Below are 15,266 nucleotides of genomic sequence, written 5' to 3'. Positions count from 1 at the left end.
ACGCGGCGGAGCCGCAAATCGACACAGCCCCGCGCCCCTGAGGCATGCCCCTCCGGGGCTGTCTTAGCGGGCTCGGTACACCATTCGGCCTGCAATCACCGTTGCCACGCACGTCGTCGCGCCCTGGCGCACCAGCTCCGCCCGGTCGGCGACGTCGAAGATCGCGAAGCGGGCCGGGGCGCCCTCGCTCAGGGGTGGCAGGAGGACCAGTGGGGTCGGTGACAGGGACGCCGGACCCGGCAGCTGTGGTGGACGCCGGCCGACCGCCAGGCCCGCCCTGCGGACGGTGTCGACGACGGGCCTGGCCCGCAGTTCGCCCGCGATGGCCACCGTGCCGTGCGCGAAGAGCCGCTGTACGCCGCGGCGGGCGCTGGCGCCCACCCGGGACGGGTCGACGCGGAAGAGGGCCCGCGCCCGCTCCCCGCCGATGGGCTCGGTGCCGAGCCAGTCGGCCTCGCGCGGGTCGGGGTGGTAGGTGGCCTCAAGGAGTTCGGGACCGTACGGGTTGAGCAGGCCCGGCGTGAGGATGCCGGGCCAGCGCCGCACGCGCGCGGCAGGGTGCGCGGCGGTCAGCTCCTCGTACGGGCCGACGGCGGCGACGCTCGCCCCGTCGACCAGGACAGCCGCCTCCGGTGTGCCATCGGCGACGTGAAGTGTGCGCACGACAGCCTCAGTTGGAGGCGAGGAGCTTCAGCTCGGGGTGCGCCGTGCCGCCCTCGATCGCCGTGGAGGAGATGTGCGAGGCGACTCGGTCGTCGGTCGGGTCGTTCGCCGGGTCGTCGTGCACGACGAGGTGCTCGTACGTCGTGGCGCGCTGGGCCGGGACGCGGTCCGCGGTGCGGATCATGTCGATCATGTCGCGCAGGTTGTTGCGGTGCTTGGCGCCGGCCATGGAGACGACGTTCTCCTCCAGCATCACCGAGCCGAGGTCGTCCGCGCCGTAGTGCAGGGTGAGCTGACCGGCCTCCTTGCCGGTGGTCAGCCAGGAACCCTGGATGTGGGCGACGTTGTCGAGGAAGATCCGCGAGATCGCGATCATGCGGATGTACTCGAAGATGCTGGCCTGCGTCCGGCCCTTGAGGTGGTTGTTCTCGGGCTGGTACGTGTACGGGATGAAGGCCCGGAAGCCACCGGTCCTGTCCTGTACGTCGCGGATCATCCGCAGGTGCTCGATGCGCTCGGCGTTGGTCTCGCCCGTACCCATGAGCATCGTGGACGTCGACTCGACGCCCAGACCGTGCGCGATCTCCATGATCTCCAGCCAGCGCTCACCGCTCTCCTTGAGCGGGGCGATGGCCTTGCGCGGGCGGGCCGGGAGCAGCTCGGCGCCGGCCCCGGCGAAGGAGTCGAGCCCGGCGGCGTTGATCCGCTGGATGGCCTCCTCGGCGGAGACCTTCGAGATGCGGGCCATGTGCTCGATCTCGGAGGCGCCGAGGGAGTGGATGACCAGCTGCGGGAAGTTCTTCTTGATCGCCGAGAAGTGCTCTTCGTAGTACTCGACGCCGAAGTCCGGGTGGTGCCCGCCCTGGAACATCACCTGCGTGCCACCGAGCTCGACGGTCTCGGCGCAGCGCCGCAGGATGTCGTCGAGGTCGCGCGTCCAGCCCTTCTTGGTGTCCTTCGGGGCGGCGTAGAAGGCGCAGAACTTGCACGCCGTCACGCAGACGTTCGTGTAGTTGATGTTCCGCTCGATGATGTACGTCGCGATGTGCTCGGTCCCGGCGTACCGGCGGCGGCGGATCGCGTCGGCGGCGGCGCCGAGCGCGTGCAGCGGGGCATCGCGGTAGAGGTCGAGCGCCTCTTCGGCGCTGATCCGCCCACCTGCGGCGGCACGGTCGAGGACGGACTGAAGGTCGGCCTTCTCGGTCACCGGGGCGTCCCTTTCGTAAGGGTTGTGGGCGGACTGATTCAGCGTACGCCAGGGGATCTCGCCGCCTGACGTCAGGCGGCGTACGCCCCGATGAGCAGCCCCACGAACGCGCCGCCGATCAGGAACGGCCCGAACGGGATGGCCGTCTTGCGCCCGGCGCGGCGGGCGACGACCAGGAACCCGCCGTACAGCGCGGCGAGCAGGAACCCGGCGAAGGTGCCGAGCAACACCGCGCCCCACCCGTACCAGCCGAGGGCGGCCCCCAGGCCGAGCGCCAGCTTCACGTCGCCGAAGCCCATGCCGTTCGGGCTGATGAGGAAGAGCACGAAGTACGCACCGCCGAGGCCGAGCGCCCCGTACAGCGCGTTGGCCCAGTTACCGCCGTGTTCGGGAAGCAGCGCGGCGCCCCCGAGGAGCACCAGCGCGGCCGCGGCGAGCGGCAGGGTGAGCACGTCGGGCAGCCGGTGCACCCCGAAGTCCACGACGGCCAGCAGCACGCCGAAGGGCGCGAGCAGCAGCCAGACGCCGAGCTCGGGCCGCGGGCCCGTGGCGGCGGCGAGGGCGGCGGAGACGAGGGCGGTGGACAGGGCGACGGCGACGGCCCGGGGCCCGTAGCGGTCCCCTTCCCCGCACCGCGCGAGCCCGACCCAGCCGCCGAGGGGATGCCCCTCGGGACAGCTGTCCCGCCAGGCCTCGTCGGGCGAGACGGCCAGCCGATAGACGGCACGCGGCACGAACAGCCCGGCAACGGCGCCCCAGAGGGCGCCGCCGACGACGACGTACAAGAACGGGTCCAACGGTCACCCTCTAGACGCGGAGATACGGGTGGGTGGGAGGGAGAGATCCGCCGCGAAGCGGCGGCCTCGAAACCGCCCCACCCCCCGCAGCGAAGGAACTACCCCACGGCGGTGAGCCCACTGCGCCAGGTAGGCAGGAGCTCGTCCAGCAGAGCCTCGGTCCGGGGCGGCACGCCCCGAGCCCCACTCCGGGCAACGAGGTCAGCGGCCACCTGCCGGAGGCGCGCGGGCTCACCCACCGCATGAGTCGCCCGCAGCAACTCGTTCCAGAGCCGCTCATCCCCCGGCGCGGAATTCAGCGAAGCGTTCAACGCCTCGATGGCCTTCTCCGCGCGCCCCTTCTCCAGGTGGAACTCGGAGAGGGCGAGCCCGATGTCGGCGACGAGCAGCGGCAGCTGCGCGTCGATGATCTCGTGCGTGAGCCACGCGTACCGCCCCTGCGGCCGGTCCGCGAGCAACGGCCCTCGTACGAGCACCAGCGCGTCGGTGAGCATCCGCCCGCGCACGGCCCGGCTGTTGGCCCCGCGCCCCTGAGTCGCCTCGTGGTAGAGCGACCGCAGAACATCCAGATCAGATACGACGGACTTGGCGAGCGTGAGCCGCCCGCTCCGGTCGGCCCGCAGCCGGGGCGACCCGTCGGGCTCGGTGCCGAGCCACTCCCGCAGCCGGTCGATGAGTGCGTCCCGTACGTCCTCGGTGACCCCGCGCGGCCACAGCGCGGAGGAGAGCACCCGGGGGTGCACGCCCTCGCGGTGCAGCAGGAGCAGCGCCAGCGCCTCGTGCATCAGCGGGCTGCGCTCACCGTCCGGCGTGTCGAGGCCGATGATCTCGTACGTACCGACGAGGCGCGCGTAGACCGCGGGCCGGCCCTGCTCGGTGACGTCGACGAGGAACGGCGGGGTGGCGCCCGTACGACCGGAACCGGCAGAACCAGCGCCCTCACCCTCGCCCGGGTCGGCGTCGACGAAGAGCTCCACGACGGCCCGCTGCTGGGCCTCGGGCAGCGCCTGCGCCTCCAGCTCAAGACCGAGCAGCGGGGCGAGCAGCTTGCCCTCGGGGGTGATCTCCATCTCCCACGCGGCACCCGGCAGGTCACCGGACTCGGTACCGACGAGGTACCCGATGCCCAACCGGCTCGCGTCGGCGGCCAGTTCGGCGAGCTTCACCGCGTCGTCCCCTTCGGGCTCAGCGGCGAGCAGCACCAGGTGCGGCGCCCAGCGCGTGTGCTGGGCGGGCCCCGTACGGCCGGTGAGCACGGAGTCGTGCCCGGCGGCGCCCAGGGCTCCGCGCCGCTGCCGCGTCTCCGCCTCCATCGTCTCGATGAGCGCCTCGATGTCGTCGAGGTGCCGAAGGCGGTTGGGCGCGAGCGGCGTCAGGTCCTGCCCGAAGCCGACGAGGGTGATCGTCATGCGGTCGGACCAGCCGTTGGTGGCGAGCTCGGCGGCGACGGAGGCGAAGACGGCGGCACGGTCGGCCTCGCGCCCGCTCAGCGACACGACACCGGGCACAGCTTCGAGATTGAGCAGCAGCCGCGAGTCGTCGAGCGTTCCCAGGCTGACGAGACCCGGGTAGGGAGCGGCGGTTTCCACTTCCTCGTACCGCTCGGCATCGGTGCGCGCCAGCATCCAGAACGTCTGATCCTGCCCCAACTGCCAAGGAGCGGGGGGCCGTCCGGCGGGCTGGGCGAGCTGGAGATGCAGATCGCCGTTGCTGAGCCAGGCGGCGTAGACGGTCGGCAGAGCCCGCGATTCCTCGGCGAGCGCGGCGGCGAGCCCCCTCAACGACAGATCAAGAAGGCGTACGCCCTCGGGGTCGGCGCCCACGAGCAGCGCGTCCTGCACATCGGCCGCGCCCCCGGTCGGCGTCGGCGGCTCCATGCCGCGACGGCCGCCGACCGCACCCATGGCCGACTGCCACAGCGCGTGACGGCGGCGGCGTCCGAGCGCGCCGAGGAGCCCGGCGGCGAGGAGCGGAGCCCCGATGAGCGCCTCGGGCAGCCCGAAGGAGGACTCCTCGGACTGACTGCCGGCAACGGGAGTTTCCTGCTGCCCCTGCCCCTTGCCCGCGTCGGAGGGCCGCTGCTCAGGAATGGTGATGTGGGCAGTATCGCGGTCACCCTGCTGACCGCCGCCCTGCTGACCGCCGCCCTGCTGGTGATCCCCGGACTTGGCGTAGTCGGAGATCTGCTCCTTCACGTCCTGCGAGACCTTGGGCGCCTCGTCGGGCATTTCGACGAGCTCGCCGCCGTGCGCGTCCGCGGGCATCTCCATGATCCAGCCGGGCCGGATGAGGCTGGCCTCGGACAACCGCGAGCCGTCGGGCTGCTCGCGGTCCTTGTTGAGCTGGTAGATCTCCTTGTACCGGCGCCCGTCTCCGAGGTGCCGCTCAGCGATCTCCCACATGGAGTCGTGATGACGGCCCTCGGGAGGCTGGATCCGGTAGTACTTCGTGTCCCCGTCCTTGGCGTTGCTGCCCGCCTGGGCGGCCGCCTGCTCGGCCTGCTCGGCGACGGCACTCGCGGCGCTGCCTGCCTGCTCCTGCCCGAAGAGACCGCCGGGGGTCTGCTGGGCGGAAGCGGCGGAGGCGGGCTTCTGATTCCCCTCCAGGGACTGCCCGAACTGCGAGAGCCCCGGCGCGAAGCTGGCGGCGGTGGCGCCGACGAGGAGAAGGGCGGCGACAAGCTGACGCGCAAGCAGCTGACTGCCCCCGGCGCCGGGAACGCGGCCCGGCATACCCACACCGGAGAGCGCGGCCTTGACCTCGACCAGCACACAGGCGGTGAACTGGGCCCAGGCGAGCCAGACGACGACGGTCAGTACGTTGATGAACGTCCCGACCGTGATCTCCTGCTGCAACCAGTCCAGCGAGGGCGCACCGCCCGGAAGAGGCCACCCCACGGCGTACGCGAGGGCACCAGGCACGCCGAAGACGAGCGCGGCCAACGCCACAAAGGCGAGGAACGCCTTGACGAAGTCCCCGAACGTACGACGACGCCGGGGCAGCGGCTGCGGCGTCCGATTCCGTGGAGCCGACGGGCCGCCTGTCGAACTTGAAGTGGTGCGCGCCATGGCGGGTGTCCTGTTGTCCTCTGAGAGGGAGCGGATGGGGATCAGCGGTCTGTGCCGCGGTGGGCTGAGCGTACTGAGGCGATGGTACGGAAGGGGCCGAAGGTCAGACAGAGGCAACGGCTTCCAAGGGCTCCCAAGGGGCTTGGGCGGATGCCCGTTTACACCCGAGTTGCTCCATAAGCCCACCTATCAGCGCACGGAGCGTGCCCGATCCCACCCCGCGATTCCCCCGTGATGACCCGCCGATTACCCGCGATGACCCGCGATTACCCGCCCAGGACGGGCATTCATCCCCGCCCGTCACAGTTCCGGCACGGATTCGCTGCACGCGCGTAGCACTTGAGGACCCTTCGCTTCCGTCACCGCACAGAACGCGAGAGCCTTCACAAAGCCCACCAGTACTGGTAACCCACGCCTGGTAGCGTCGTCCGGCTCCATTCTCTCCTGCACACATGTCCAACTCTGCCGAACTCTGGGGGACTGCAATCGTGGCCCGTCGCACCATGCCCATCGCTGCCACTCTGGTGGCGAGCGCGGCTCTGCTCCTGACTGCCTGTGGGGGCGGTGGGAGTGATGACTCCTCGGACAAGATCGAGGGGGCGGGGCAGGGGTCGAGCAAGCCGTCGCCCACCGCGTCGGAATCCTCGGACGTCGACCGCCCCAAGATCACTCTGCCGAAGTCCTTCAAGGCTGACTTCGAGGGCTGGACGGACAGCGATCCGAAGGTTCAGTCGATCCTGAACGACGGCAAGGAACGACTCCGCGGTACGTACGCCGCGATCGGCGAAGCCAACCCCAAGGCCGACTACTTGGCCTTCTACAGTGCCCGGGGCGCCCTCACCACCGGCGAAGACTGGGTAAAGGGCTACAAGGGGCTGACGATCACCGGCGAGGTCAAGGCCTTCAACCCCGAGGCGGAGATCCGTGAGAAGGGCCGTGCGACCCTCTTCTACTGCGTGGACGAGAGCAAGGGCTTCAGCAAGGACCTCAAGACCGGCAAGAAGGAAGGGACTCCCGAAGGCGAGTCCCCCAAGGTCCAGTACCGCACGGCCCTCGAGAAGGGCGACAACGGCGTCTGGATGACCACCTCGGTAGAGACCGAACCTGGGGGATGCTGATCATGCGCTCCACTCGCAGCACCATGGGCACCGTTGTCGTCCGGGTGATCGCCCCCTTGGCGATCGCCTCCGCTCTCGTTCCGACCCCCGCGTTCGCGCTGGGCGGCCCGGGCCACGAAGGCGGCGGCAGCGTGGACGACAAAGGCAACCTCGGGGCCGGTGTCACGCACTCGTCGATCCAGATCTCGTACAAGAGCGGCGGAGACGGCGGGGGCAAGAAGGGGAACCTGGCATCGATCGACCCCAACTGGGAGCCTCCGGTCTGCTGGTACGAGCCCGTCTACACGCCCGAGCAGCTCAAGAAGGCCGCAGAAGCCGGGGAAGTCGACGACGCCGGTATCCACGAGTTCTGGTCGGACGCGATCTTCATCGATCACTACGACAAGGGCGAGGCAAACGACAACTTCGACGACGAGAACAGTTACGCCGAGGGCTACAAGAACTACAACATCGGCAAGGACGGCTACTTCTGGCGCGGTGTCGCACCGGACGACACCCACCCGGATTCCTGGGACTGCGGCCGCATCATGTTCTGGCAGGACGCGGGAACGGTCCCCGACATCCCGAACGCCCCGACGCCGGAGATGCTCGCCGAGTACGCCTACGACAAGGTGAAGGTCCCCGAGACCGAAGTCGAGTTGAAGCCCGAGGCCAAGTCGACGGTGAATCTGCCGACTTGGGTGTGGCTGGACAAGGGCACCTTCAAGGACGTCAAGGTCCGCGCGGAACTCCCGAACACGGGCCTCTGGGCAGAGACCACGGCCAAGCCGAAGAGCCTTCACCTGGAGCCAGGCACGGCTGACGCCGAGACCTTCCCCGCATCCGCCGAATGCACGATCAACGACGACGGAAGCATCGGCACGCCGTACACCAAGGGCAAGTCGAAGCAGGACCCGCCGTGCGGCATCAAGTACCTCCGGGCGACCGACGGAAAGCCGTACGAGCTGAAGGCATCGATCACCTGGGAAATCTCCTGGGAGGGCTCGGACAACGACGGCAAGCACGACTTGCCGAACGGCACCTTCGAGACGACCCAGGACATGAACGTCCAGGAAATCCAGTCGATCAACCGCTGACCTGACCCAGGATCCCCACCGTGGGCGCCACCCTCACCCAGCGTCGTTCGCCATGGGTCGTCTTCACACGCCACGACGACCCATGGCTGAGCATCGAGACGGCCGAGCTCCAGAAGCAGGGCGGACGCCTGATCCGCTTGGACGGCAGGAAGCTGCGAGATCCGGGCACCCTGTTCGCCACGTTCGCCCGGGAACTCTCCTTCCCGGGCCACTTCGGCCACAACTGGGACGCGCTCGTGGACTGTCTCCATGACTGGCACGGCCACGGGGGCGACACGAAGGACATCGCGGTCCTGATCGACAACGCCGACTGCCTGCTGAGTGTCGAATTCCTGGGACTCTTCGTCTCAGTCCTTTGCCAGGCGGCTTGGAGGGCCAATCTTCAGCTCGACGCCGATGGAGTACGCGACCAGGACACACCGCCCTTCACTCTGCACTTCGTCTTCCTCCTGGACAGCACCGCACTCACCGCCTTCGCCATGGCCGCAGCAAACGGCACGGACGTCGGCGTGGAACGCGAAGAGGGGCGTCTGACGGCGACATTGACCGGCGAGGACTGGCCCGACGCCGGCTCGGAACCGAGTGGATCACCACCAACGTCCCAGTAGCTGCACGGGCGCGATAGCTTCGCATGTGCTTTCGGGCGCAAACAGTTTAGTTCCTAAGGGAGTTGGCCTTCATGGCGGGGAATGGGCCGGCGGATAAGGGCATGGGATATACCGACCACGACCATCTGCGGGAATGGCTCGCCGAACACGGCCACCGCATTCTTGACCCCGCGTACTCCGCCACCTTTGAGCGCTACCTGGAATCCCTTCCCTGGACCTCCAGCCGGATCCGGTGGGCAGCCGTCCCGCATACCGAGATCGATACGGCGCCTTCCGACGACCCTGCCTTCACCGAGGCCTGGGGCAGCACGCCGCTCGGCGGCCACCCCTTCGTGCTGATCACGTACACCGGCAGCGAACCCGCCGTCCTCTGCCGCACCGAGGACGCATTGCGGGACATCGACGTGCTGTACCTGCGCGCGCCCGGCCCGCGCTACTTTTGCGGAGCCGACTCCCAGGACGGCGAAGTCACGCTCTTCTCTGAGCACTTCGCCGAGTACGACATCTCGGGCCTCACCTTCCACACACCTCAGTAGTCCCCGGTCCTCATGGGCGCACTCCCGCCCCGGACGCCACTGAACAGGCCATACTCGTCCGAGTACGAAGCGATCCGGAACACCAAGAGGGGGAGACGACGGCATGGGTGGTAAAGGCAAGAGCGACCTCGCGCTCCCGCTCAGTGATCTGGAGGACTACGGAAGCCGGTTGCGGTCCGTCAAGGACCGGATGAACCGGACGAAGAAGACCTTCGAGTCCTACAAGGACGACATCGGCGACGGCGGCGTGTACGACGCGCTCGAAGACTTCGAGTCCAACTGGGAGGACGGCCGCGAGGACATCACCCAGCAGCTGAACGCGCTGGCCGACATGTCCGACGCCGTCGTACGGGAATTCAAGAAGCTGGACGACAAGCTCGCCAAGGATGTCTCCGAGGGCGTGAAGGACAAGGGCGGCAAGGGGAAGGGCAAGGGAGAGGGCGACTAGCAGGCCGCCGCATCCCCACGCGCCGCCGGGTCAGGTGGGGTTAGGTCAGGTCAACGGTTCAGCGGTTCACTGACTGGATCTCCTGTACGGGGATCCGCTGGGTTGCGCCGAAGGAGCCGGGCGGCAGCGTGCCGCCCTCGCCCGTGCTGCTGGACCAGCTGATCTTCCAGGTGAGCGTGCCACGCAGGGCGTACGTCGCGTTCGCTCCCGGGGAGCGCATGTACGTCACGCCGCACGGCGGCACCCGGTTCGCCTTGCCTCGCGCGTAGGGCTCGCCGATGCCGCCTCCGCGCTTGGCGAGCGAGCAGCTCCCCGAGGCTGGGTAAACCTCCGCGTCAGCCGTGCCCGGCTCGATGCGCAAGGACTCCGGCTCGGCCGTCGTCGTCGCCGAGAGGCCCGTGCCGGGCAGGCTCGCGGTGACGCTGACCTTCTTGAACCTGCCCTTGTCCAGCCAGACCCAGGTGGGCAGGTTCACCGTAGACGTGCCCCTCGGGGCCATCTTGATCTCGGTTCCGGGGACGGGGAGTTCGTCGTACGCGTACTGGGCGAGGATCTCCGGCGATGCCGCCATGGGCTCCGCCGGGGTCTGTCCCTCGTCCACCCAGAAGGGTTGCCGGTCGCAGGACGTCGCCTCGGGGTCGTCCTCGCGGTTGGGGTTGATCACCGACGCCCAGAACATTCCCTCGCCCTGCTTGGAGAGGTTGTAGTTCTTGTACGGGTGGCCGTCCTTGTAGCGGTGCTCCATCGCATCGCTGATGACGTGACCGATCCCCCCGACGAGCGGAGCACTCGCCCCGAAGGCCCGCCACGCCTTGACGGTGCTCTGGATCTCCTTGGGCGAGAACGCGGGCTCGTACCAGCAGGCGGGGGGTGTCCAGGCGACGCCCACCGGGGACGGTGAGCCGGTCTCGGAGGCGTGGCCTGCGCCGCCGCCGACAACCGAGGTCCGTACGCGGGTCTCCGCGGTGATGACGCGGCCGTTCGCCCCGCCCTTCACCTTCCCACCGGAGCCCCCGCCGGTTCGATCGGCCCAGGTAGGCGGTGCGGCCTGCAACGTGATCAGCAGTGTGGCGCCGACGGCCAGCGCGACGGCTGCGGTGCGGTGACCGTTCATGGGCGGCAGGCCTTGCTGCCGCGCTCCGACACGCTCTTGGTGACCTGCCAGACGCCCTTGGCGTTCTTCCTCAGTCGGTCGTTGTAGAAGACGTAGGAATCCTTGGTGACCGGGGTGACGTTGGTCTTCTTCGTCTTGAGGTCCTTGGTGTAGCCCTTGGACTCGTCCCCGCAGTACGTGAGCCCGGCTGAACCGTCCTCGCCGAACGTGACCCGCCGATCGACGTACCGCACCGTCCCCGTCACCGTGGTGCCTTCCTCGACGAAGCCGCCGATCCATTCCACGGAGTCCAAGTAGGCCGAGCCCTTGCTGTAGAAGGCCACCGCCTTGGATCTGGGCTCCTGGTCACCGATCGCCTCGTCGACGGCACGCAAGTACTCGGCGTTGTCACGCAGCACCGCGTCCGTCCTCGCGTCACCCGTCTCCCGTGGCTCGAAGACGAGTTGGTCGCCTGCCGGGAGAGTGATCTTGGGCCGCGCGATTCCGTCGCCTGGGGCGGCGGACGCCGTGGCCGACGGTTTCTCAGTCCCTTGGTCAACGCCGGCGATCTCGTCGGGGCCCTGGGGGTCCGCACCCCCACCACACCCCACCAGCACCAGCCCACTCGCAACCGCACACACCCACGGCAGCCCCACCCACGTACGCACCCGGCCCTACCTCCTGTACCTCCCGCAAAGGGGAACAGGCGGTAAAACCCCGCGCGCCCACCGAAGGTCACCGCGAGAGCGACGACCCGCGGAGTGAAAGTCGGACGAGTCCGGTGACCCTCCGGGTGGACGCGGGCCCTTCGGGTGGACCCGGGCCCCCGGGGGACGCGGCCGGCAGCGAGCGGTGAGCCCCCGTCTCAGCCGACCTCGTTCTCCGCGATCGCGGAGCCCCGCACCGTCACATCGCCCCCGTAGAACAAACCGGTGAACACCGGGCTGTACGTCAGCTGGACCTCGACCTCGACCTGGTCCGCGTTTGCCGTCACGCAGTGCGTCGCCGCTACGTCCGCGCCGTTCATGTCCGTCGAGCGGGCGTAGGCCTGGGCTCGTGCGCCGCAGTTCTCGTAGTTGATGGGGGCGCCCTTGGCGCCTTCGTATATGCCCTCGCGGTCGACGTCCTGCGCCGCGTAACGCGCTGCCTGTTCCGCGATGTCCGCGGCCCTCTCCCGCTTGGAGATGGACAGGCCGCCGTCGATGACGAAGGCGGTGAGCGAGAGGAACACGATCGCGAAGATGATGACGGCGCCGGCGCCCGAGCCACGGTCGTCGAGGCGTTCCCTGCGGGCGGCGACCCAGCCCCGTAGACGAGGAGCGATGCTCACACCGACCTCCGGTACGGGTCGAGCGAGGAGCTGAAGCTGGCCGTCAGTGTGGTCGGCACGTCGAGACCGATCATGTCCAAGCCCCTTACCTTGCAGCTCACTTCGACCGTGAAGAAGGGATCCACCTCGGCCTCGAAGCCCGTGCTCGTCTTCCTGACGTCGACCGGGCCCGAGCAGACGTCCGCGAGGTCCGCCTCCGCGGCCGCCTTCGCCTCGGCCATCGCCGTGCCCTCGTCCTTCTGGATCGAGCCCGCGCGCGCCGCGTCCCGCGCCGCCCCGTCGATCGCCCCCCGGCCGTCGACGAGCTGGCCGAAGGCCACCAGGACCAGGATGAAGAGGATCACCACGGGAGCGAGGATGACCACCTCGATGGTCGAGAGCCCTCGGTCGTCCGTCCTTGAGGCAGCCCGTCGGCACCGCCGACCAAAGGCACGTGCCCGTGCGCCAGCCATCAGCATCAGCCGCCCCCGTTGTCCTCGACGAACCGCTCCACCGGCCCGGCCGACTGCGCGTGCACCGTCAGGTCGAGGCCGGGGAAGACCGAGGGCACGCTCGCGGTGATCTCCACTCCGACCGTGTTCGCCTTCGGCTCCATCGTCTTCACGTCGGGGCTGATCACCAACTGCGGCCCCAGCTGCTGGATGTAGGCGTCGACCACGTCACGCGCGTCACCGCGCCAGCCGCCCGGGTTCTCGTCCGCCGTCGCTCGCGCCTTGCGCGCGCCCGCCTGGGCCGCGGCCTGGGCGACATGGTCCGCGAAGAAGTACAGCGCGAACTGCACCGTCGCGAAGATCATGAAGAAGAGGACCGGAGTGAGCAGCACGAACTCGATCGCGGTCATGCCGGATTCACCGCGGGTGGAGGCTGCCTCCACCCTGCGGCGTACCCATCGCTTCACGCACCCGCGCACTCGTCCCCGCCTTCGCTCCCCGGTAACCGATCGATCAGCAGGTCTTGCCGGCGTCCGCACCCTCGATGCAGTCACCGACCTTGTCGGCTCCGCCCTTGAGCGCGGCGTTGATGATGGCGGCCACCACGCCGACGATCGCCACGACGACCGCGGAGATGATGACCCACTCGACCGCGGACGCACCGCGGTCGAGCTCGCCGGAGCGGGCACGCTCGACGCGGCCCCGCAGGAAGGTGACCAGGAAGTCGACAGCCGGGATGCCGGTACTGAAGTTCCGTCCGTTCATGGTGAGTTGTCCTCTCAGGAGTGGGGGGAGGTTGTCGGGCCGCCCCCGTCGGCCGGCCCGTCCGTCGCCGTAAAGATCACTGGACCGCTAGACCTGGAACACGCGCATCGCCGCCGGGAAGATGAGGAAGACCAGGAAGCCCGCACACAGGAGCAGCTGGGCGACGAGCATCGACTGCGACTTCTCGCCCGCGCTGCCCTCGATCTCTGCCATTTCGCGGTGCCGCATCGTCTCCGCGCGGGAGGCGAGCGACTCGCGCACCTTCGCGCCGTCGTCCGCCACCAGGGCGAGCGAGGCCGACAGGTCCTTGAGCTCTTCGATGCCCAGTTCCTCACCGAGGCTGCCGAGCGCCTGCCACTGGCTGATGCCGGTGATCCGGGCGTCTGCCAGAGCGTTCCGGATACGTTGCGTCGCCCACCCGTCCGAGATCTCCGCCGCCGCCATCAGGGCTTCGGGGAGGCCTCGGCCGCCCGCGAGGCTCATCGACACCAGGTCCAGGTAGGCGCCGATGACGCGGCGCAGGTCGCGCCGCTTGTCCGCGGCGTCCCTGCGCACCTCGAGGTCGGGCAGGAAGAAGAAGAGCGCGCCGAACATCAAGGCCAGCCAGACCGGGATGATCGGGCTGTTGCCGACACCCAGCGTCCAGATGACGGCGAAAAGGAACGGCCCGAAGAAGACACCGCCGGCCGCGAGCAGCGTCTTCGTCGCCAGGAACTTCTCCCAGCTGCGGTCAAGGACGGCCAGGTCGGCGCGGAGCGACCGCTGCTCCCAGCCCTGCTGGAGGTAGAAGTCGGCGACTCGCGTGCCCACGCGGGCCCGCACCGTCCCCAGCCGGCCCGAGTCGTCCTTGCTGTCACCGGCCGAGCGGTGCGACTCGTACGCCGCCCCCCTCGCCCGCATGGCGTCGATCCGCGCGACCGTGGCGACCGCGCTCCGCTTGGAGGGCATCAGGGCACGTACGAGGGCGTAGATGCCCAGGCCCATGATGGCGCCGATCACTATCGGCATCGTCAGGCTCATCGACGTACCCCCTCGGGATTCGCATAGCCGGGCTGGCCGGGCTGGCCGGGCTGACCGGACTGACCGGGCTGTCCGGGCTGCACCGGCTGGCCGTACGGACCGGCCGCACCTGTCAGGGGCGCCTGCTCACCCGAAGCACCCGCACCGGGCACCGCACCCGGCCCCCGCGGCCGAACGAACTGCACGCCCGGCTCGTCCCTGACCAGGAAGCGGTCCGGCGTCTCCACCGTCGACAGCTTGCGCAGCCACCAGAAGCCGAGCGCGAACAGACCGCAGACGCAGGCGAGTACGAGCTGGCCGACCGCGGTGCCGTACGGCGCGACGAAGTCGCGGTTGAAGATCGAGAGGCCGAGGACGAACGCGATCGACACCGCGACCACGATCTGCACCGAGCGCCGCGTCGAGGCGCGCTGCGACATCACGCGCTGGCGCATGTCGACCTCTTCGCGCGCCGACTTGGCGAGGGCGCCGAGGACTTGGCGCAGACCCGGACCGCGCAGCTTCGCGTTCAGGATCAGCGCCGCCACGATGATGTCCGCCGACGCGTCGTCGATCTCGTCGGCCAGTATCTGAAGGGCCTCGGGAAGCGGCGTACGCGCACGCAGTCGGTCCACCAGGGCGTCCAGGTGGGGACGGAGCACGGGCGCCGCCGCCCGTGCCGAGGCCGGGATCGCCTGTTCGAGGCCGACCGCGCCCGCGATGGTGTCGCGCAGGGACTCAGTCCAGGCGGCGAGGGCCTCGACGCGGCGCATCTGCGACCGCTCCTCCGCCGCGCCGCCGAACAGCTTGTCCCAGAAGAAGACGAGGATGCCGGACGCGATGCCCGCGACCGTCCACCGGGTGAGGAGCAGCACCACCAGGCCCACGCCGACGGCGAGCGAGCCGCGCTGACCCGCGAACCGGATGAGTTCGCTCATCCGCTCACTGGCCTTCTGCTTCTCGTGCTCGGGTTTCACCGGAAGACCGCGCAGCGCGATCGCGAGGACCGCGAGGCCTCCGCCGACCGCGATGCCGCAGCCCAGTGCGTACAGGACGGGCAGCGAGAAGAGGCCGCCCATCGAGCCGAGTCCGCCCAGAGCCGCAAGCTCGGTTGAGTTCATGTCGTG

17 protein-coding genes are annotated in these 15,266 nt (G+C 69.4%); 5 read left to right on the top strand and 12 right to left on the bottom strand.

Going from position 1 to position 15,266, the window contains the following annotated elements:
• Positions 1–63 precede the first annotated feature (63 nt).
• From E5671_RS27390 to E5671_RS27375, 4 genes are all read right to left on the bottom strand, one after another.
• Positions 64–663 carry an imidazolonepropionase-like domain-containing protein gene (locus E5671_RS27390; protein WP_160506576.1) on the bottom strand — a complete coding sequence of 200 codons (600 nt, stop codon included), beginning with the start codon at positions 661–663 and terminating at the stop codon, positions 64–66.
• Between the two features lie 7 nt (positions 664–670).
• The gene (mqnC, locus tag E5671_RS27385; protein ID WP_160506575.1) at positions 671–1,870 is read right to left on the bottom strand and encodes a cyclic dehypoxanthinyl futalosine synthase; all 1,200 of its coding nucleotides are present in this window, start codon (positions 1,868–1,870) and stop codon (positions 671–673) included.
• Positions 1,871–1,941: 71 nt separating this feature from the next.
• Entirely contained in the window at positions 1,942–2,667 is a 726-nt protein-coding gene (locus E5671_RS27380) for a prepilin peptidase (RefSeq protein ID WP_160506574.1), read from the bottom strand.
• A gap of 98 nt (positions 2,668–2,765) precedes the next feature.
• Entirely contained in the window at positions 2,766–5,735 is a 2,970-nt protein-coding gene (locus E5671_RS27375) for a bacterial transcriptional activator domain-containing protein (protein ID WP_160506573.1), read from the bottom strand.
• 488 nt (positions 5,736–6,223) lie between these two features.
• Between E5671_RS27375 and E5671_RS27370 the strand changes: the two genes are divergently transcribed.
• The 5 genes from E5671_RS27370 (at position 6,224) to E5671_RS27350 (ending at position 9,521) form a co-directional block, all read left to right on the top strand.
• On the top strand, positions 6,224–6,853 hold the full coding sequence (locus tag E5671_RS27370) for a hypothetical protein (protein ID WP_336605860.1): 630 nt from the start codon (positions 6,224–6,226) through the stop codon (positions 6,851–6,853).
• A 2-nt stretch (positions 6,854–6,855) separates the two neighbouring features.
• A complete protein-coding gene (locus E5671_RS27365) occupies positions 6,856–7,929 on the top strand; it encodes a hypothetical protein (protein ID WP_237330250.1) in 1,074 nt (357 codons plus the stop codon).
• Between the two features lie 20 nt (positions 7,930–7,949).
• Entirely contained in the window at positions 7,950–8,537 is a 588-nt protein-coding gene (locus tag E5671_RS27360) for a barstar family protein (RefSeq protein WP_160506572.1), read from the top strand.
• Positions 8,538–8,638: 101 nt separating this feature from the next.
• Positions 8,639–9,073: a hypothetical protein gene (locus tag E5671_RS27355; RefSeq protein ID WP_160506571.1), complete on the top strand. Its 435-nt coding sequence runs from the start codon at positions 8,639–8,641 to the stop codon at positions 9,071–9,073.
• A gap of 103 nt (positions 9,074–9,176) precedes the next feature.
• A complete protein-coding gene (locus tag E5671_RS27350) occupies positions 9,177–9,521 on the top strand; it encodes a hypothetical protein (RefSeq protein ID WP_160506570.1) in 345 nt (114 codons plus the stop codon).
• A gap of 58 nt (positions 9,522–9,579) precedes the next feature.
• On the opposite strand, the gene E5671_RS27345 is transcribed toward E5671_RS27350, so the two are convergent.
• The 8 genes from E5671_RS27345 to E5671_RS27310 form a co-directional block, all read right to left on the bottom strand.
• Positions 9,580–10,635: a hypothetical protein gene (locus E5671_RS27345; protein WP_237330249.1), complete on the bottom strand. Its 1,056-nt coding sequence runs from the start codon at positions 10,633–10,635 to the stop codon at positions 9,580–9,582.
• Positions 10,632–11,033: a hypothetical protein gene (locus tag E5671_RS27340; protein ID WP_160506569.1), complete on the bottom strand. Its 402-nt coding sequence runs from the start codon at positions 11,031–11,033 to the stop codon at positions 10,632–10,634. Before E5671_RS27340 ends, E5671_RS27345 begins: the two co-directional genes overlap by 4 nt.
• Positions 11,034–11,479: 446 nt before the next feature.
• A complete protein-coding gene (locus E5671_RS27335; protein WP_443032704.1) occupies positions 11,480–11,944 on the bottom strand; it encodes a TadE/TadG family type IV pilus assembly protein in 465 nt (154 codons plus the stop codon).
• On the bottom strand, positions 11,941–12,396 hold the full coding sequence (locus tag E5671_RS27330; protein ID WP_160506568.1) for a TadE/TadG family type IV pilus assembly protein: 456 nt from the start codon (positions 12,394–12,396) through the stop codon (positions 11,941–11,943). Before E5671_RS27330 ends, E5671_RS27335 begins: the two co-directional genes overlap by 4 nt.
• Before the next feature lie 5 nt (positions 12,397–12,401).
• On the bottom strand, positions 12,402–12,785 hold the full coding sequence (locus E5671_RS27325; protein ID WP_202121280.1) for a TadE family protein: 384 nt from the start codon (positions 12,783–12,785) through the stop codon (positions 12,402–12,404).
• Between the two features lie 103 nt (positions 12,786–12,888).
• Positions 12,889–13,140 (bottom strand): hypothetical protein, encoded by a 252-nt coding sequence (locus E5671_RS27320; RefSeq protein ID WP_160506566.1) that lies wholly within the window; start codon positions 13,138–13,140, stop codon positions 12,889–12,891.
• 87 nt (positions 13,141–13,227) lie between these two features.
• The gene (locus E5671_RS27315) at positions 13,228–14,160 is read right to left on the bottom strand and encodes a type II secretion system F family protein (RefSeq protein WP_160506565.1); all 933 of its coding nucleotides are present in this window, start codon (positions 14,158–14,160) and stop codon (positions 13,228–13,230) included.
• On the bottom strand, positions 14,157–15,260 hold the full coding sequence (locus E5671_RS27310) for a type II secretion system F family protein (protein ID WP_160506564.1): 1,104 nt from the start codon (positions 15,258–15,260) through the stop codon (positions 14,157–14,159). Before E5671_RS27310 ends, E5671_RS27315 begins: the two co-directional genes overlap by 4 nt.
• Positions 15,261–15,266: the final 6 nt, after the last annotated feature.

Origin of the sequence: Streptomyces sp. BA2 (assembly GCF_009769735.1) — a bacterium.
Taxonomy (GTDB): domain Bacteria; phylum Actinomycetota; class Actinomycetes; order Streptomycetales; family Streptomycetaceae; genus Streptomyces.
The sequence above is the reverse complement of the archived record's forward strand: the minus strand, read 5'-3'. Positions and strand labels throughout refer to the sequence as shown.